The following is a 19,110-nucleotide window of genomic DNA, read 5'->3' on the forward strand; positions in this document are numbered from 1 at the left end:
CTACAGCGAATAGCCCCCGGGCCGGAGCGGCCCGGGGGCTTGTCAGTGCAGCTCAGAGGCGTTTGTCACGGTTCTGTGGGAGCCGCCGGCGGCTTGCGCGGGCGGCCTCGCGGGGCGATCGGGGCCGTGCCGCCCGGCAGGCGTCCGGCCTCGGCCAGCGCCCTGCGCAGCAGGAACTCGATCTGGGCGTTCGCGCTGCGCAGGTCGTCCCCGGCCCAGCGCGCCAGCGCCTCGTACACCTGCGGGTCGAGCCGCAGCAGCACCTGCTTGCGGGCCTGCCGGCCCGCCCGCTCGTCCCCGCCCGCCGCCTGCGGGCTCACTGGTAGAGGGTGCCCGTGTTGACGACCGGCTGCGCGGCGCGGTCGCTGCACAGGACCACCATCAGGTTGGAGACCATGGCGGCCTTCCGCTCCGGGTCCAGGTCCACGATGTCCTCCTCGGCGAGCCGGGCCAGTGCCAGCTCCACCATGCCGACCGCGCCGTCCACGATCTCGCGGCGCGCCGCGACGACTGCGCCCGCCTGCTGGCGCTGGAGCATCGCCGAGGCGATCTCGGGGGCGTACGCGAGGTGGGTGAAGCGGGACTCGATGATCCGCACGCCGGCCGCCTCGACCCGGTCGTGCAGCTCCGCGGCCAGCTTCTCCGTGATCTCCTCGGCGTTCTGGCGCAGCGACAGGCCGCCCTCCTCGTGGGCGTCGTACGGGTACTCGATGGCGATGTGTCGGACGGCCGCCTCGGTCTGGGTCTCGACGAACTCCGTGAAGTCGTCGACCTCGAAGGTGGCGAGCGCGGTGTCCTCCACCTTCCACACCACGACGGCGGCCAGCTCGATCGGGTTGCCGTAGGCGTCGTTGACCTTCAGGACCGCGGTCTCGTGGTTGCGCACGCGGGTCGAGATCTTGTCCCGGGAGGTCAGCGGGTTCACCCAGCGCAGGCCGTCGGTGCGGATGGTGCCCCGGTAGCGGCCGAAGAGCTGGACCACGCGGGCCTCGCCCGGCGCCACGGTGTTGAGTCCGCACATCATCACGAACGACCCCACGAAGACCGCGATGCCCAGGATGATCAGCGTGACCTTGAGGGCGGCCGCGCCGGACGCCGCGCCGGACGCCACCAGGCCGGCGCCCGCCGCCAGGCCGAGCAGGCTCATCAGCAGGGCGAGTCCGCCGCCGACGCTGTGCGCCGCGAACTCCCGTACGCGCGGCTCCGGATGCGGGGTGTCCGCCTCCGCAGCCGCTCCGGCTGCACCTCTGGAATTGGTCTGGTTCGTCATGGTCCGCCCCCGTTCCTTCAGGCGAGCGTCGTTCGCTGCCCTATCAAAGTGATATCACTTTTTTTGCCACTGGCAACCCTCCTGCGGTCTGATGCGTCGGGTTCCTTGGGTGTGGGTGCTCATTCTCACGTCCGGAAAAGCCCGGATTGGCCGACCTTTGTCCAGTCCCGCGGTGTTAGTTTTCTGAGCTGACATCGGGGGGTACACGAGCGGAGCAGGAGCGATGGGCCGAGCAGAAGCGCGACGCGCGCAGAAGCGTGGGGCGCGACGGGCGCCGCGCGCACGCCGCAAGGACAAACCGGCAGGCATACGCCGCTTCTTCACGTGGAAGAAACTGCTCGGCACGTTCTTCGGCCTCGTGCTGCTCGGCATGGCCGGCCTGATCGGCCTCTACATCTACGTCGAACCGCCGGTCGCCAACGAGCAGGCCACGCTCCAGAGCAACGTCTACGAGTGGTCCGACGGCACCGTCATGGCCCGCGACGGCCAGGTCAACCGCGTCATCCTGCCCATCGACAAGATCCCCCGCGAGGTCCAGACGGCCTTCGTCGCCGTCGAGAACAAGTCGTTCTACGAGGACAACGGCGTGGACGTGAAGGGCATCCTGCGCGGCGCCTTCAACACCGTCACCGGCCGCGGCAAGCAGGGCGGCTCGACCATCACCCAGCAGTACGTCAAGAACTACTACCTGAACCAGGACCAGACGGTCACCCGCAAGCTCAAAGAGCTGGTGATCTCCCTGAAGGTGGACCGGAAGATGAAGAAGCCCGAGATCCTCGCGGGCTACATGAACACCAGCTACTACGGCCGCGGCGCCTACGGCATCCAGGCCGCCGCCCAGGCCTACTACGGCGTCGACGCCGAGAAGCTGACCCTGACCCAGGGCGCCTACCTCGCCGCACTGCTCCAGGCCCCCAGCCAGTACGACTGGGCCGTCGCCGGACCCATGGGCAAGAAGCTCGTCATGGGCCGCTTCAACAAGGTCCTCGACAACATGGTCGAGATGCGCAAGCTCGACCCCGCCAAGCGCACCACGATCAAGTTCCAGGAGCCGGTAAGGCCCAAGCCGAGCCCCGGCATGGAAGGCCAGAAGGGCTACCTGATCCAGGCCGCCGAGGCCGAGATGCGCGAGCAGGGCGTCACCGACGCCCAGCTCAAGGCCGGCGGCTGGACCATCAAGCTCAGCATCGACAAGAAGAAGCAGGCGGCCATGGAGAAGGCCGTCCAGGACGAGCTGGAATCCAAGCTCGAACGCGACAGCAAGGACCCGGACCGCAAGACCGACGCCGCGGTCCAGGCCGGCGCCACCTCCGTGGACCCCAAGACCGGCAAGATCGTCGCGATGTACGGCGGCACCGGCCTGACCGACAAGTACGCCAGCAACGCCCTGCGCACCGACTACCAGCCGGGCTCGACGTACAAGCCGGTGGTGCTCGCCTCCGCCCTGGAGAACGGCGCCACCACCCAGGACGGAAAGAAGATCACGCCGAACACCGTCTACGACGGCACCAGCGGCCGTCCGGTGGTCGGCAGCGACACCCCCTTCGCCCCGGAGAACCAGGACCAGCAGGACTACGGGGACATCACCGTCCAGAAGGCCACCAACTCCTCCGTGAACTCCGTCTACGCGCAGATGACCGTGGACGTCACGCCCGCCGCGGCCAAGAAGACGGCCCTCGAACTGGGCATGAAGGACCGGCCGGGCTGGCCCGCCGACCGGCCCGCGACCTCGCTCGGCACCATGAGCGCCAACACCGTCGAGATGGCCGCCGTCTACGCCACCCTCGACAACCACGGCAAGCGGATCCGCCCCTCGATCGTCGAGTCGGCCCACCACGTGGCCCGCACTTACCAGGCGCTCGAACCGGTCGGCGGCCGTGCCATCACCAGCGAGACCGCCGACACCGTCACCAAGGTGCTCACCGGCGTCGTCGAGGACGGCTCCGGCGAGAAGGTCCGCAGCAGCGCCTACGAGGCCGCCGGCAAGACCGGTACCACGGAGTCGAACGTCGCCGCCTGGTTCACCGGCTACACGCCCGAACTGGTCACCGTCGTCGCGATGTTCGGCGAGGACCCCGTCAGCCACCGCCAGGTCACCCTCAAGGGCACCGCGGGCGGCGGCCGCGCGGGCGGCTCCAGCTTCCCCGCCGCGATCTGGAAGGCGTACACGCTCGACGCGCTCGACGGCACCGAGACCGGCCGCTTCGACCTCCCCGACGCGGACATGGGCAAGGAGGAGCCGAAGAACACCCCGAGCAAAAAGCCCAGCAGGTCGGCGAGTTCCAAGCCGGTGACCCCCTCCCCGACCCGCTCCCGGTCCGCGGACCCGACGCCGACCAAGTCCCCGAGCCAGGAGCCGCCGGACCCGACGCCCACCAAGTCCTCGGAGCGGCCGAAGCCGCCGACGCCGACCCCGACCGGCAGCGCCACGGGCGACCCGGACCCGGGCGACGGCAACGAGGAAGACGGCAGTGGCGGCGGCCGCAGGCCGTAGCCGGGTTCAGCCGCCGCCGACCGCCGCGGTGATCCGGTCGCCCAGGTCCTTGTCGATCCTGCGCCAGTAGGCGAAGGCCCGCTCCTGGACCGGGCGGCTCACCCCGTCCGACAGGTGGCCGGCGACGTTGGACACCAGCCGGGTGCGGGCCGCGTCGTCGAGCACCGAGCGGACCATCGTGCCCGGCTGGCCCCAGTCGTCGTCCTCGCCGTGCAGCTTGGTCGCCTCCCGCACCATCTCGCCCGCCGTGGTCCAGCCCGCCGGCTCCCCGAAGGACCGGGTGCCGGCCGCCGGACCGCCGTAGGAGTTGGGGGCGTACGGGCGGGCCGCGGCGGAGGCCTCGTACCGCATCGCGCCGTCCTTGGCGTACGAGGCGACCTGCGAGCGGGGCCGGTTCGGCGGCAGCTGGGTGTAGTTCGCGCCGATCCGGTAGCGGTGCGTGTCCGGGTACGAGAACAGCCGGCCGAGCAGCATCTTGTCCGGGGACGGGCCGATGCCCGGCACGAGGTTCGAGGGCTCGAACGCCGCCTGCTCGATGTGGATGAAGTAGTCCTCCGGATTCCTGTCCAGCGTCATCCGGCCCACCTCGATGAGCGGGTAGTCGCCGTGCGGCCACACCTTGGTCAGGTCGAAGGGGTTGAAGCGGTAGTTCGGCGCGTCCTCGAAGGGCATCACCTGGACGTGCATAGTCCAGCTCGGCGGCTCGCCGCGGTCGATCGCGTCGAAGAGGTCCCGCCGGTGCGCGTCCGGGTCCGAGCCCGCCAGCGCGTCGGCATCGTCCTGCGTGAGGAACTCGATGCCCTGGTCGGTCTTGACGTGGTACTTCACCCAGAACTTCTGGCGGGCACCGTTGACCCACATGTAGGTGTGCGAGCCGTAGCCGTTCATGTGGCGGTAGGTCTTCGGGATGCCGCGGTCGCCCATCAGCCACGTGACCATGTGCGCGGACTCGGGGGAGAGGGTCCAGAAGTCCCACTGCATGTCGTGGTCGCGCAGCCCGTTGTCGGGGCGGCGCTTCTGCGAGCGGATGAAGTCCTGGAACTTCATCGGGTCGCGGACGAAGAAGACCGGGGTGTTGTTGCCCACCAGGTCGTAGTTGCCGTGCGCGGTGTAGAACTTGAGCGCGAAGCCCCGCGGGTCGCGCCAGGTGTCGGGCGAGCCCTGTTCCCCCGCGACGGTCGAGAACCGCGCCAGCATCTCGGTCCTGCGGCCGGGCTGGAAGAGGTCGGCCGTGGTGAACGGGCTGACGTCGTTGGTCACCTGGAAGACGCCGTACGCGCCCGCGCCCTTGGCGTGGACCACCCGTTCGGGGACCCGTTCGCGGTTGAACTGGGCCATCTTCTCGATCAGGTAGTGGTCCTGGAGCAGGATCGGACCGCTGGGCCCCACGGTGAGCGAGTGCTCGTCGCTCTCCACCGGGATGCCGCTGTTGCTCGTCGTGTACGGGATCTTCCGCGGTTCCTGGGTCACGAGCGTCCTCCCGTGGAGGTGGTTCCCGTCGCCTGACCCCCGGCTGCCGCCGGGAGCCCCCCGCCAGCCCAGTCAACTCCGCCGGGGCCGCAGCGGCAACAGCGGCCGCCGCGGTCACCCTCAGTGACGGGGAGGGAGCGGCAGCTCGAACCAGACGACCTTGCCGCTGCTGAGCCGGGTCGCGCCCCAGCGCCGGGCCAGGCGGTTGACCAGGAACAGCCCGCGGCCGCCCTCGTCGGTGTCCCGGGCCCGCCGCTGCCGGGGCAGCTGCGGAGAGTCGTCGCCGACCTCGCAGCGCAGTACGTCCGTCCGCAGCAGCCGCAGGGTCACGGGCCGCTCGGCGTACCGCACGGCGTTCGTCACCACCTCGCTGACCAGCAGCTCCAGGGAGTCCCCGAGCTCGTCCTCCAGGCCCCAGCGGGCCAGGGCCCGGCGGGCGAACCGGCGGGCCCGGCCCGGGGCGGTCTCCTCCGGGTCCAGGAACCAGTACGCGACGTCGCTCGGCGCGATGCCGTCGAAGCGGGCGGCGAGCAGGGCGATGTCGTCGTCCCGGTCGCCGGGGCCGAGCATGTCGAGCACGTCGTCGCAGAGCGCCTCCAGCGGCGGCGGGTGGTCCAGGCCGGTGAGCTGGGCGGTGGTGGCGAGCCGCTCGCGCAGCTGCTCGATCCCGGTCCACACGTCCCGCAGCCGGGACTCCACCAGGCCGTCGGTGTACAGCAGGAGGGTCGCCCCGGCGGGGGCGTCCAGCTCCACGGCCTCGAAGTCCACGCCGCCCACGCCGATGGGCGCGCCGGGCGGTACGCGGAGCACCTCGGCGCGGCCGCCCAGGTGCAGGAGCACCGGCGGCGGATGCCCGGCGTTGGCGATGGTGATCCGGTGCGAGACCGGGTCGTACACGGCGTACAGGCAGGTCGCCATGCGGTCCGAGCCCAGACGCTGGGCCTGCTCGTCCAGGTGGTGCAGGACCTCGGCGGGCGGCAGGTCGAGCTGGGCCAGGGTCTGCGCGGTGGTGCGGAGCTGGCCCATGATCGCCGCGGAGGTCATGGAGTGGCCCATGACGTCGCCGACGACGAGCGCGACCCGGCTGCCGGGCAGCGGGATGGCGTCGTACCAGTCGCCGCCGACCCGGGCCGTCTCGGCGGCGGGCAGGTAGCGGCTGGCCAGCCGGACGCCGGTGGGCTGCGGCAGGCTGTCGGGGAGCATGGTGCGCTGGAGCTCGTCGGCGATGTACGCCTCGCGGCCGTAGAGCACGGCCTTGTCGATGCCGAGCGCGGTGTGCGTGGCCAGCTGGGCGGCGACCAGGAGGTCGTTGGGCTCGAACGCGGGGCGTTCGGGGCTGCGCAGGAACACGGCCGCGCCGATGACCCGGCGGCGGCCGCGCAGCGGCGCCAGGATGGCCCGCTGGCCGCGCGGCAGCGGGTGCTCGGCGCCCAGCAGCTCGGGCAGCGCGGCGCGCGCCGCGGCGGAGGACCCGAAGACGGGCCGGACGCCGCGCAGCACCTCGGCCAGCGCCCCGCCGGGGCGGATCTCGCACAGCTCGGCGGCGGGCAGGTCGCCCTGCGGCCCGAGCAGCGGCAGCTGGCTGAAGTCGAGCGTCTCGCCGGAGCCCTCGGCCGCGGGCGTGCCGCGGCCGTCCGCGGCGGATCCGGTGCCGCTGGCGGCGCCCGCGGAGGCCACGAGGTCGGTCAGGTCGTCGATCGGGCGGAGGCGGTCCGTCCGGCGAAGCCTTAAGACGACGGGGCCGACCGGGCGCTCGTCGCCGACCGGCAGCGGGTCGCGCAGGTAGACGAGGATGGCGTCGGAGAACGTCGGCACGGTGGCCCGGCACAGGCCGAGCACGATCTCGTCGAGGTCGATGCCCCGGGCGATCCGGCGGGTGGCGGCCCCCACGAAGCGCAGCCGGTCGCCCTCGCGGCGGGCCGCGGACGCCGTGTCACTCCCCGCGCCGGGTATGCCCGTTCCCGAGCCGGAACCGGTTCCCTGGCCGGCTCCTCCGGCGGCGGCCGCGCCGCTCGCGGACCGGGCCGCGCCCTCGTCGCGGGCCCGGGCGGCGGCCGCGCCGTGCTCGCGCCGGGCGCCGGGGATCTTCTCCCCCGGCTGGCCGGCCCCCGGGGCCGGGCTCTGCCCGCGGGTCGCCTGCCCGGAGGCGGGCGGAGTCTTGCCGTGCCCGTCGGAGTGGCTTCCCGCAGCAGACGCAGCAGGCCCAGCAGGCGCTGCGGACCCGGCTGCCCCAGCCGAAGCCGCCGACCCGGACGAGGCAGGTGACCCGGATGCCCCGGACGCCCCGGGGGATGCCGAGGACGCAGCGGACGCTGCTGCGGTGCGGGGCAGCCGGCGCGGGCCGCGCCCGGCGGCCTGGGGCTGCGACGGCACGTCGGAGCCGCCCGGAGGCGGGGCTGCCGCGGCGCTTGCCGCGGCCCCGGCTCCCGGCTGCGGGCCCTCGTGGGAGGTGGGGTACTCCGTCACGCGTGGAATTCCGTCCGTTTGCGCTCGATGTGCGCTGCACTCAACTCGGTCAGTCGCGGTATACCCGCTCAGGCCCGGGGGCACCGTCGCCCCGGACACACCTTCCCCGAACTTCGCCCGGGAGTCCCCCCTGATCCTCGGTCAAGTTTCGCGCACGGCATCAGAATTACGGATTACATCCTTGCGGAGGACGATCCTACGTTTCGACCCCGGGGGCGCATCAAGGGTCTCATGAGGTCATATGCGCCGGAGTGCGGTCCCAGTCCTCGGGCAGAACCGGAACCTCCCAGCTCGGATCGGGTCTCCAGTCCTGCCAGCCGGAGGAGAAGGGAGCACCCCAGGCCCTGATCAGGTCCACCGCCGCGCGGCCCGCGGCGCGGACGCGGGCCGCCTGTGCGGCGTCCATCAGCCCGGAACGCTGAGCTTGTGCGAACTCGTCCTCGTCCCGCCACTTCCAGCTCCGGTCAGGGTAGACCGAGATGTCGAGGAAGTGGTCCTCGGAGTCCACTCCGCCGGACCACCGGCGGCGCGGCTCTTCCAGGTTCACGTACCAGCTCTTGAACTGCCAGCCCCGCTCCCAGAAGAGCCACACCGACCACGGGTCACCGGGCCGCGCCAGTTTCAGCACCCCGGCTCCCCACCAGTGCGCGCGGACGGTCGTGCGCGGCGCCGTGTAGCGGGTGGCGAGCGGCTCGTCGTGGACGGGGGTGCCGTCCAGCAGCACGGGCTTGACGCACTCGGTGCCGGGGGCCATCCACACGGCCAGCAGGTCCGGGGTGTCCTGCACGACGGTGACCGGGCGGCAGATGTGCACGGCGCCCTTCAGGTCGGGGGCATTGTCGCGATAGCGCCAGAGGATGTGCTCCCCGGGCGCCCAGTGCGTCCCCTGCGTGGTGCCTGCCGTACCTGTCATGCGCAGATCTTAGGGCTGAGCTCCCCGCGACCGCTGCGGTGCAGGTCACGGACGAGAATCGGCTGATTTCCGACCCCCTGGAAGCGGTCCGGGGCCAGGTCGGCGTGGGTCAGGGGCGGGTCATCCGCAGGACGTCCAGGGCTTCGTCGAGTTGTTCGACGGTCAGGTCTCCGCGGTCCACGTATCCGGATTCGAGGACCACCTGGCGGATCGTCTTGCGTTCCGCGAGGGACTTCTTCGCGACCTTCGCGGCTTCCTCGTAGCCGATGTACTTGTTGAGGGGCGTGACCACGGAAGGGGAGGACTCGGCGTACTCCCTGGCCCGGTCCACGTTGGCGGTGATCCCGTCGATCGTGCGGTCGGCGAGCAGGCGGGTGGCGCTGGCGAGCAGGCGGACGGATTCGAGCAGGTTCTTCGCCATGACGGGCAGCATGACGTTCAGCTCGAAGTTGCCCGCGGCGCCCGCGACGGCGACCGTGGTGTCGTTCCCCGTCACCTGTGCGGCGACCATCAGGACGGCCTCGGGGATGACCGGGTTGACCTTCCCGGGCATGATCGACGAGCCCGGCTGGAGGTCCGGGAGATTGATTTCGGCCAATCCTGTACGCGGACCGGAGGACATCCAGCGCAGATCGTTCGCAATCTTCGTGAGCGAGACCGCGATCGTCCGCAGTTGACCGGAGGTCTCGACGAGCGCGTCGCGGGCGCCCTGGGCCTCGAAGTGGTCCCGCGCCTCGGTCAGGGGCAGCCCGGTGGCCGCCGCGACCTCGGCGATGACGGCGGCGGAGAAGCCGGGCGGGGTGTTGATGCCGGTGCCGACGGCGGTGCCGCCGAGGGGGAGTTCCGCGAGCCGCGGCAGGGCGGAGCGCAGGCGCTCGTTGCCGTACCGGACCTGGGCCGCGTAGCCGCCGAACTCCTGGCCCAGGGTGACCGGCGTGGCGTCCATCAGGTGCGTCCGGCCGGACTTCACGACCGTGGCGAACTCCGCGGCCTTGCGCTCCAGGGCGGCGCGCAGGTGCTGGAGGGCGGGGATCAGGTCGCGGGTGACGGCCGCCGTCGCGGCGATGTGGATGGACGACGGGAACACGTCGTTGGAGCTCTGCGAGGCGTTGACGTGGTCGTTGGGGTGGACCTCCCGGCCCAGCCGCTCGCCCGCGAGGGTCGCCAGGACCTCGTTCATGTTCATGTTGGACGAGGTGCCGGACCCGGTCTGGAACACGTCGACGGGGAAGTGCTCGTCCCAGCGGCCGTCGGCCACCTCCCCGGCCGCACTGCGGATCGCCTCCGCGATGTCCCGATCCACCACCCCCAGCCGGGCGTTGACGGTGGCCGCGGCGCCCTTGATCCGGGCCAGAGCCTCGATGTGCGCGCGCTCCAGGCGCTGTCCCGAGATGGGGAAGTTCTCCACCGCGCGCTGGGTCTGCGCCCGCCACTTGGCCTGCGCGGGGACCCGTACCTCGCCCATCGAGTCGTGCTCGGTCCGGTACTCCGCGCCGCTCTGATCGTCCGTCATCTTCGTGCCCTCCCACAAAAGTTGAGCAATTGTCTTGTTCGAAGTGTTCCCAAGTCTCCTACTGGCCAGTAAATACCGGAGGTAACACTGACATCGGGAGGCATTCATGGCCCGCACGAAACCCAGACTCAGATCTTCCTTCGCCGCCCTGGCGGCCTTCGCGGCCGCCCTCGGCGGCGTCACCGCGATCACCCCCATGGCCCAGGCTGCCACTCCCGCCTCGGCCGTCACACCGCTCTCGCCGGAACTGGAAGCCATCCGCGCCGCCGAAGCCGTGAAGATCTACGGCGACGCGGCGGTCCGGCCCATGGCCGAGCGGAAGACCGGCCTCATCTCGCTGGGCGACAGCGAGATCTCCGGCGAGGGCGTGGGCAACTACGACCCGGCCACCAACACGCCGACCAACCAGTGCCACCGCTCGCCCGACGCCGCGATCCACCGCACCGGCATCCCCGCCGACCTCACCTTCAACGTGGCCTGTTCCGGCGGCTACACCGGCAACATCCGGATCGGCGGCAGCAAGCAGTACGCCGACGAGCTGGTCCAGAGCGACAGCCTCGCGATCAAGGCCCGCAACACCCGGATCAAGATGGTCCTGCTGGTCGCCGGCGCGAACGACGACCTCCAGTTCGGCCCCGTCATGACCGACTGCGTCACCCGCTGGGTGCTCAGCCAGGGCACCTGCGAACCCAAGTACGCCCCCGGCTGGCAGGCCCGCGTCGACGGCCTGCGCCCCAAGGTCGAGGCGACCGTCGCCGACCTGCGCACCGTCATGCGCGGCGCGGGCTACGCGGACGGCGACTACAAGCTCGTCGTGATGGGCTACCCCAGCCCCATCGGCCCCGACTTCCACGACAACCCGAACTTCCCCGGCAAGCTTCCCGGCGGCTGCGCCGGCTACGACTCCGACGCCACCTGGGGCCGCAACTACGCCGTGCCGACCTTCGAGAAGGGCATGCGGGCGGCGGCGCGCAACTCCGGCGCCCTCTACCTGGACAACTCGCGGCTCTTCCACGGCCACGAGGTGTGCATGGAGGACACCTGGGCCCGCGGCCTCTACCTGGACCTCGGCGACCACTTCCCGTGGGACGAGAACACCGCCCGCCAGTCCTTCCACCCCAACTACCGCGGCCACGGCGCCTTCGCGTCCTGCCTGACCCAGCTCTACGACTCGGGCCTGACCGAGGCGAGCTGCGCCGACCCGGCGAGCACCGGCACCCCGGTCCTCCAGCCCGGCGCCTGGAACGACCACTTCAAACCCCTCAAGAACGAGGCCACCGGCAGCTGTCTCGACGCCGACGGCGCCGCCAGCGCCAACAACACCCGGATCATCGGCTGGGACTGCCACGGCGGCCGCAACCAGGGCTGGTGGTACGACTCCGCCCGCAAGTCCGTCAAGGTCGAACTGACCCACGACCGCTGCCTGGACGCCCCCGGCGGCAACTACGGCGCCGGCACCGGCCTGATCCTGTGGAACTGCCACGGCGGCGCCAACCAGCAGTTCGTCCGCGACGGCGCCACCCTGCGCCCCGCGGCCGCCGCCTCCATGTGCCTCACCCTCGCCGCCGCCAAGGACCCCCTGCGCCTCCAGCCCTGCACCGGCGCCCCCAACCAGCGCTTCGCGTAACCGCTCCACCCCACCGCCCCGTACCCCCAACCCCCCCACCCGGCCGGCGCACCCCGGCCGGGTGTCGCATTTCCTGACCCCGGATGGCCGGATCACTTCGCGAACAGAAACGCAAACGCGACTTTCCGGAAAACCGATCCTGCATTCGATCGATCGTGTGTACCGTGTGACCACTCGCAGGGGGGCGGCGAGTTGTATGCGCCTGCCGTGGTGCGGGCGCTGCTCTGGGGAGGGCGCTGTGGGGGCACGTGTGTTCAGTCGTTCGCGTTCCTTAACCATCGGTGTGCTGGTCCTGGCGTTGGCGGCCGGTGCGATGTCGGCGGAGGCATCACCTCCGCCCGGCGTCCCGAACGTCCCGCACGCCCCGGACGCGACGGCGACGGCGGCGACGATGCCGCGTCCTGCGGCCGCCGCCGGCCCCCGGGCACCCGCGGCCCGGGCGACGACGAACAACGCGGTGTACGCGTACGACGCCGCGGGCCGCCTCGTCGGCATCACGGACCCCGCCGGGCAGACCGCCCGCTACCGCTACGACGCGGTGGGTAACCGTCTGGGCATCGACCGGTACGCCTCGACCCGGGTCTCGGTCCTCTCGGTCGTACCCGTCCGCGCCGTGGCCGGTGCTCGGCTGACGCTGTCCGGCACCGGCTTCTCCACCACCCCGGCCTCGAACAAGGTCACCATTGGCGGCAAGGCCGCCAAGGTGCTCACGGCGACGAAGACCCGCCTGTCCGTCACGGTCCCCGCGGGCGCGGGCACCGGCAAGGTGTCCGTCCAGGTGGCCCGCGCGACCGGATACGCGACGGAGGTGTTCACCCCGGCACCCGCCCCGCCCGCGCTCACGGCCCTCCAGCCCGACCACGGCCCCCCGGGCTCTTCCGTGGTGATCCGCGGTTCGGGCTTCGCGCCCGCGCCGGGCGCCAGCACGGTGCGCATCAACGGACTCGTGGCCGAGGTGACCGCGGCCTCCTCCTCGACCCTGACGGCCAAGGTCCCGCCGGGCGCGACGACCGGCCCGGTCGAGGTCGCGACCGCGGACGGGCAGGCGGCATCGCGGACGCCGTTCCGCGTCGACCCGCAGGGCGACGGCCCCGTCGAGACCTCCGTGGTGACCTCGTACACCGACACGGCTCCGCCGGTGGTGGCGGTGACGACCCCGGGCAACCTCGGCAGGGTCCAGACGCGGCCAAGGGGGACGACGTCGGCTTCGGCCTGACCGAGTCCACCTTCAACACGGCCCTGAGCCTCGAACTGCGGGATCCGCAGGGGAACCGCGTCGGCGAGCGGGGCTACGTCGGAGCGGGCAAGAACCACTGGCAGGTGAGCAACCTGCCGCTCGCCGGGCGGTACTCCCTGATCCTCAGGCCCGGCCTGTCCAACCTCGGGCAGGCGAGGGTGACCGTCTCACAGCCCCTCACCGTGCCCCGGCTGACGGCCACCGGCGCACCCGCAGCCGTCGAGATCACCCGGCCGGGCCGGCACGCCGAAGGTTCCTTCACCGCGAGCAAGGGCGCCGGCCTCACCCTGGCCGTCACGGACAGCACCTTCGCGGAGAACGTACGGGTCAGCGTCCTCACCCCCGCCGGGAAGCCGCTCGTGACCGGCTCTCCCGTCCTGGGCGCGGGCACCGTCGACCTGCCGGACCTCCCGGAGACCGGCGCCTACGCCGTCCTCGTGGACCCGGCCGGCCAGGTCGGCTCGCTGCGGCTGACCCTGTCCGCCGACGCCCGTGCATCCGTCGCGCTCGACGGCGCCTCCGCACGGGCCGAGGCGGCCCGCCCCGGGCAGCGGATCCGTACGGCGTTCAAGGCCCCCGGCGGCGGCAGGCTGGGCTTCGCCGTCACGGGCAACGGCTTCGGCGCGAACAGCGGCGTCCACCTCATCGGCCCCGGCGACAAGCAGGGCACCCGGCTGGGCACGGTCCCGGCGGGCTCGGACGGCGTGGTCTACCTGAGCGACCTCAAGCCGGGGGACACCTACGCGCTCGTCCTTACCCCGTCCGAGGCCGCACTCGGCGCGGCGACCCTCTGGCTCTCCAGCCCCGTACCGGCCGGAACGCTGACCGCGCTCACCCCGAAGACCGGCGAGCTCACCCGGCCCGGCCAGCAGCTGGACTTCGCCGTGAAGGCGGCCGCGGGGGACGGGGCGAGCGTCGTCTTCTCCGGCTCGGCCCTCGGGGATTCCCGGGTGGTGGTCCGCTCGCCCGGCGCAACGGCCGACGGAGCGGACGCGTACATCGGGGCGAGCGGCGATGTGGACCTGCGGGCTCCGCTGGCGGCGGGCACCCACCACGTGTTCGTACGGCCCGAGAAGCCGGTCGCGGGACGGGCGGCCGCGGTCGCCACGCTGCTCCCCGACGCGCCGGGCGGCGTACTGACGGCGGGCGGGCCGCGCCGCCCGGCGGAAGCCGCCCGGGAAGGGCAGAACGCGCGCTACACCTTCGCCGGAACGGCCGGGCAGAAGCCCACCCTCGACATCGAGGCCTCGCCGTACTCCTGGGAGCTGTCCGTCCGCAGCCCGGACGGCACCTGGCTGGTCGACAGCCGCTACGTGGCGGACACGGCGACCACGTACCGGCTGCCGGCGCTTCCTGCGGCCGGGACGTACACGCTGACGGCAGCGCCGTCCTCCCTCAGGACCGGCACGTTCAGCCTCGGCCTGGCCGCGGCGGCCCGCGCCTCCGGCCCGCACGCCCCCGCGGCCGCCCCGCAGGGACACCGAACTGCGGACCGGCGCGTCCCGCACGAGGCCATGGGCGGCCCCATCCTCGTGGAGGGCCCGTTCCCGTGGCTGCTCGGCTGGTTCCGGGACGTCTTCGCCTGGCTCTCCGGGGACCCGGTCGAGCTCAGCACCGGCATGCTCACCGACACCCGCACGGACCTGGCCGTTTCGGGCCCGCTCGGCACCGCGGAGGTGACCCGCAGCTACTGGCAGGCCGACACCCACACCCGCGCCTTCGGGGTCGGCCGGGACCTCTCGTACAACGCCTTCCTGCACTCCGCCACCGGCAACTACCGGGAGGTGGACCTCTACCTCCCCGGCGGGGCCAAGGTCCACTACCCGCGGATCTCGCCCGGCACCGGCGGCGCCGACGCGGTCTTCGAGGCCCGCAGCACCCCGAGCGAGTTCCGCGGCTCGAAGATCCGCTACCGCACCGGCAAGCACGGCTGGGAGCTGACCTTCCGCGACGGCACCGTCTGGGTCTTCTCCACCAGGGCCGTCCTGACCGAGATGCGCGACCGGCACGGCAACACGGTCAGGCTGAAGCGCCTCGAAGGCAGCTTCGGCGAGACCACCCGCATCGACGCCCCCGGAGGCCGCTGGATCTCGCTCGCGTACGACGCACGGCACCGCGTCCGCGAGGCGAAGGACAACACCGGCCGCACCACCCGCTACGCGTACGACGGCCGCGGCCGCCTGCTCACCGTCACCGACCCGGCCGGGAAGACCAGCCGCTACACCTACGACGGCACGAGCAACCGGATCGCGACGGCCGTCGACGCCCGCGGGATCACGTACCTCGCCAACACCTACGACGCGGACGGCCGGGTCCGGGAGCAGACCCTCCCCGAAGGAGCCGTCTTCCGCTTCGCCTACACCGAGAACGAGGCCGGCCGGGTCGCGGCCGTACAGGTCACCCAGCCCGGCGGGGCGGTGCGCCGGGTCGAGTTCGACCGGGACGGCTACGGGCTGTCCGACACCCAGGCGCACGGGACGGACCTTGCCCGCAGGACCGTCTTCGCGCGCGGCCCCGACCACCGGGTCGACGCGGTCACCGATCCCTTCGGCCGCCGCACGGAGATGACGTACGACGCCAACGGGCACGTCACCTCCGCCAAGGAGCTGGCGGGCACGGCGGACGCGCGCTCCACCGGGACCACCGTCTACGCCGGACCGTTCGACCAGCCCACGAAGGTGACCGACGCCCTCGGCAACACCACGCTGCTCGGCTACGACACGGCCGGCAACCTGGTGAGGCGCACCGACCCGGCGGGCCGGGTCTCCACCTTCACCCACACCCCCCAGGGCCAGGTGAAGACGGCCACCGACCCGGCCAAGGCGGTCACCTCGTACACCTACCGGGGCGGCGACCTGGCGGCGGTGAAGGATCCGGAGGGCCGGGTGACCGGCCGGATCACGGACGGTGCGGGACGCCCGACCGTCCTGACCGACGCGTCCGGATCGCGTACGACCCTCGCCTACGACCACCTCAACCAGCCCACGCGCACCACAGCCCCCCTGGGCCACACCATCGCCTACGGCTACGACGCCAACGGCAACCTCACCAGCCTCACCGACGCCCGCAAGAACAAGGCCGTCTGGTCCTACGACCAGGCCGACCGCCCCACGGCGGCCATCGACCCGCTCGGCGCCCGGGCCACCTTCGCCTACGACCCCGCCGGCCGCATCAAGAAGACCGTCAACCGCGCCGGAGAGGTCGCGACGGCCGCGTACGACCTTCTGGGACGCCCGACGAGCGAGAGCTACGGCGTGAACCCGGCCGGCATCGCGCAGTCGACCGCGCTCTACGAGTACGGCACCGCCGGCCTCCTGGCCAAGCTCACCGACAGCCGCTCCGGAGCCCGGACGTTCACGTACGACACCCTCGACCGGCTGCGCTCGACCACGGGGCCGACGGGGACGGTCGGCTACACGTACGACAACGCGGACCGCCGCATCTCCATGACGGCCGCCGGGGTCACGACCCGATACGGCTACGACACGTCCTCGGTCCTCACGTCGGTGACCACGGGAACCGGGAAGGTCGCCTTCGGCCTGGACGCGGCGGGACGGGAGCGGAGCGCGCAGCTCCCGGGCGGATTCACGCGGACGACCGATGTCGACAAGGCGGGCCTCGTCCGGGCGATCGCGTACACCAAGGGCACGCTGAAGGTCGGCAACCTCGTCTACGCACGCGACGCACGCGGCCTGCAGACCGGCCTGACCGGGACCCTGGCGCAGGTGGCGCTGCCCGCGGCCGAGACGGGCTCGGTGTTCGACGCCGACAACCGGCTCACCAAGTTCGGCAGCCGCACGCTCACGTACGACAAGGAGGGGCAGCTCACCTCCGACGGGCTGCGGACGTACGCGTGGGACGCCCGCGGCCGGCTGACCGGCCTTACGGCGAAGTCCGGCCAGAAGTCCGCCTTCGGCTACGACCCCCTGGGCGCCCGCAACAGCGCGACCGTGGGCACCTCCCAGCGGCGCTTCCTGACCGACGGCGCCAACCCGCTCGTCGAACAGACCGGATCCGGCACCACGGCCGCCACGGTCGCCACCTCCGGCCTCGACGAGTTCCTCACCCGCACCGCCTCCGGTAAGACGCAGGTCTACCTGACGGACGCGCTGGGCTCGGTGCTCGGCCTCGCGGACCCCGACGGCAAGGTCGCCACCCGGTACACGTACGACCCGTCGGGCCTGCCGGTCCGTATCGGAGCCGCCACCAGCAACCAGCACACCTTCACGGGCCGCGAGGCGGACGGCACGGGCCTCCTCCACTACCGCAACCGCTACTACGACCCGGAGACGGGCCGCTTCATCTCCCAGGACCCCATCGGCCACGAGGGCGGCGCGAACCTCTACCAGTACGCTCTGTCCTCCCCGACGACGTACACCGACCCCTCGGGCAACAGCCCCCTGCTGGCCGGCTGCGTGGCGGGCGGATTGGTGGACGGCTTCATGGACTGGGGCTTCCAGCGCCTGTCGGGCCGCAAGGTCGACTGGGGCCAGGTCGGCACCTCGATGGCGATGGGCTGCGCGGCGGGCATGCTGGGCGCCTGGGGCGCGGGCAAGTGGACGACCCGCATGTGCCCGGCACGCATCCCGAACAGTTTCACCGCGGACACCCCGGTCCTGCTGGCCGACGGCACGCGCAAGCGGATCGCCGACATCGCGATCGGCGACCGGGTCCTGGCCACGGACCCGGAAACCGGCGAAACGGGCCCGCGCCCGGTCACCGCGCTAATCGAGGGCACCGGCGGCAAATCCGTGGTCGACCTGACGATCAAGGGCGCAGACGGCAAGCCCGGCACCCTCACGGCAACGACCGGCCATCCCTTCTGGGTCCCGGCGCTGGACGACTGGGCCGACGCAGGCACCCTGCGCCCGGGCCAGTGGCTCCGCACCTCGGCGGGCACGCATGTCCAGATCACGGCGGTCCGCCACCACTCCCGCCAGGCGACGGTCTACAACCTGACCGTCGACGGCCTCCACACGTACTACGCCGTGGCGGGCGGGGTCCCGGTCCTCACCCACAACGCGGGATGCGATGAATTCGCCGACAAGCTCCAGCAGGAAATCGGCGGTGAGATCTGGACCCTCACACCCAAGGCTCCGTTCCCCGCGCTTGGCGACTACAAGCTCGCGCAGGAAAGCTGGGGGCATCACACTGTCGTCGTCAAGGACGGCAGGGTGTACGACCAGTTCACTGGCAAGGGCGGAATGTCGAATGACGAGTGGAGAGATCAGTGGGACTATCCGGATGATCACGACTGGACGCGGAAGCGATAGGCGCGTGTTCAGGAAGGTCGGGTGACATGCGTCAGATTGATGAAGTCATTGACCTCATTGACGGCCGCGCCGGAATGTACACGATGAATCGCACATTCGGCGAAGTGTGTGCCTTTTTGGACGGCTTCGACGCCTGCTCTGAGCAGCAGAGGCTGTCGGCGTTTCGATCCTGGCTGGCCAAGCGGGGAAAGGCCGCTCCGGAGCTCACCTGGTGGGGTCTGGTGCTGGCCGAACTGGGCGAGGGGTTCCGTGTCGCTGATGCGCAGTCGTTCTCCGACGCGGAGAACGAACGGGCGATCGCGCGATTGTTTGGTCTCCTCAGGGAGTTCTCATCCTCCGGGCCGGAGCCATGGGCCCCCGCGGACCGACCGTAAGCCGCCGGCCGGCGGAAGCTTGGGTGACGCCCGTTCGGCATGCCACGCGCGCGATGCGCCGGCGGGGGCACTCCTTCACTCGTGGTCGGGCATGTGGTTTCTTGTGTCCGACGGGGGTGCTTCATCGAGAACCGTCCGGCTTCACGCATCGGTTGTGCCAGTGGGCGACGATGGGCGGCCCGTCCTCCTGGACGAGCGTCCCTCGCTGTGCGAGCTGGTTGAGGGGGATCGGCATGCTGCACGAAGGGCATGTCTCGCGGTTCACGGTGTACGTCGCGTACTCGAACGTGTCCGCCGTATCCGCCGCCTGTTGCGTCGCCATGATCGATGACCTTCCCTCGAAGTTCCGTCGCCCTGGTCTAAGACAACTCCTTTGCAGACGAGCGAACTTGCACGAAGCTTGCACAACGTGTGTGCGGTCGCGTGCGGAGCGTGTGACCATGGGTGCGGACGCTGCGAACAGAGGGAATGGC

General features: G+C 71.7%; 12 protein-coding genes. 5 read left to right on the forward strand and 7 right to left on the reverse strand.

Features of this window, described 5'->3' with window-relative positions; translation table 11 throughout:
* Window positions 1-65: 65 nt before the first annotated feature.
* Both ACZ7H1_RS25665 and ACZ7H1_RS25670 read right to left on the reverse strand, forming a co-directional pair.
* Window positions 66-320 (reverse strand): type II toxin-antitoxin system antitoxin, encoded by a 255-nt coding sequence (locus tag ACZ7H1_RS25665; protein WP_470790047.1) that lies wholly within the window; start codon window positions 318-320, stop codon window positions 66-68.
* Complete coding sequence (locus ACZ7H1_RS25670; protein WP_470790049.1) at window positions 317-1,270, reverse strand: SPFH domain-containing protein; 954 nt, start codon at window positions 1,268-1,270, stop codon at window positions 317-319. The genes ACZ7H1_RS25665 and ACZ7H1_RS25670 overlap by 4 nt, the downstream gene beginning before the upstream one ends.
* Before the next feature lie 223 nt (window positions 1,271-1,493).
* Here ACZ7H1_RS25670 and ACZ7H1_RS25675 point away from each other — a divergent pair, with 223 nt between their 5' ends.
* Window positions 1,494-3,764 carry a transglycosylase domain-containing protein gene (locus ACZ7H1_RS25675; RefSeq protein WP_470790051.1) on the forward strand — a complete coding sequence of 757 codons (2,271 nt, stop codon included), beginning with the start codon at window positions 1,494-1,496 and terminating at the stop codon, window positions 3,762-3,764.
* Window positions 3,765-3,770: 6 nt separating this feature from the next.
* On the opposite strand, the gene ACZ7H1_RS25680 is transcribed toward ACZ7H1_RS25675, so the two are convergent.
* The 4 genes from ACZ7H1_RS25680 to ACZ7H1_RS25695 all read right to left on the reverse strand — a co-directional run bounded on the left by ACZ7H1_RS25680 (window position 3,771) and on the right by ACZ7H1_RS25695 (window position 10,126).
* On the reverse strand, window positions 3,771-5,234 hold the full coding sequence (locus ACZ7H1_RS25680) for a catalase (protein WP_470790053.1): 1,464 nt from the start codon (window positions 5,232-5,234) through the stop codon (window positions 3,771-3,773).
* 120 nt (window positions 5,235-5,354) lie between these two features.
* A complete protein-coding gene (locus tag ACZ7H1_RS25685) occupies window positions 5,355-7,319 on the reverse strand; it encodes a SpoIIE family protein phosphatase (RefSeq protein ID WP_470790129.1) in 1,965 nt (654 codons plus the stop codon).
* Between the two features lie 610 nt (window positions 7,320-7,929).
* Window positions 7,930-8,613, reverse strand: coding sequence for a cytidylyl-2-hydroxypropylphosphonate hydrolase (fomD, locus tag ACZ7H1_RS25690; protein WP_470790055.1), 684 nt, complete (start codon window positions 8,611-8,613; stop codon window positions 7,930-7,932).
* Window positions 8,614-8,722: 109 nt separating this feature from the next.
* The gene (locus ACZ7H1_RS25695) at window positions 8,723-10,126 is read right to left on the reverse strand and encodes a class II fumarate hydratase (protein WP_470790057.1); all 1,404 of its coding nucleotides are present in this window, start codon (window positions 10,124-10,126) and stop codon (window positions 8,723-8,725) included.
* Window positions 10,127-10,232: 106 nt separating this feature from the next.
* Between ACZ7H1_RS25695 and ACZ7H1_RS25700 the strand changes: the two genes are divergently transcribed.
* From ACZ7H1_RS25700 to ACZ7H1_RS25715, 4 genes are all read left to right on the forward strand, one after another.
* Window positions 10,233-11,753 (forward strand): ricin-type beta-trefoil lectin domain protein, encoded by a 1,521-nt coding sequence (locus ACZ7H1_RS25700; protein WP_470790059.1) that lies wholly within the window; start codon window positions 10,233-10,235, stop codon window positions 11,751-11,753.
* A gap of 250 nt (window positions 11,754-12,003) precedes the next feature.
* The gene (locus ACZ7H1_RS25705) at window positions 12,004-12,969 is read left to right on the forward strand and encodes an IPT/TIG domain-containing protein (protein WP_470790061.1); all 966 of its coding nucleotides are present in this window, start codon (window positions 12,004-12,006) and stop codon (window positions 12,967-12,969) included.
* Window positions 12,970-13,073: 104 nt separating this feature from the next.
* On the forward strand, window positions 13,074-18,263 hold the full coding sequence (locus tag ACZ7H1_RS25710; protein WP_470790063.1) for an RHS repeat-associated core domain-containing protein: 5,190 nt from the start codon (window positions 13,074-13,076) through the stop codon (window positions 18,261-18,263).
* 26 nt (window positions 18,264-18,289) lie between these two features.
* Entirely contained in the window at window positions 18,290-18,637 is a 348-nt protein-coding gene (locus tag ACZ7H1_RS25715) for a hypothetical protein (RefSeq protein ID WP_470790065.1), read from the forward strand.
* A 121-nt stretch (window positions 18,638-18,758) separates the two neighbouring features.
* Here the strand turns inward: ACZ7H1_RS25715 and ACZ7H1_RS25720 are convergent, their stop codons facing one another.
* Window positions 18,759-18,959: a hypothetical protein gene (locus ACZ7H1_RS25720; RefSeq protein ID WP_470790067.1), complete on the reverse strand. Its 201-nt coding sequence runs from the start codon at window positions 18,957-18,959 to the stop codon at window positions 18,759-18,761.
* Window positions 18,960-19,110 lie beyond the last annotated feature (151 nt).

It is taken from the genome of Streptomyces sp. NPDC037401 (genome assembly GCF_055602345.1).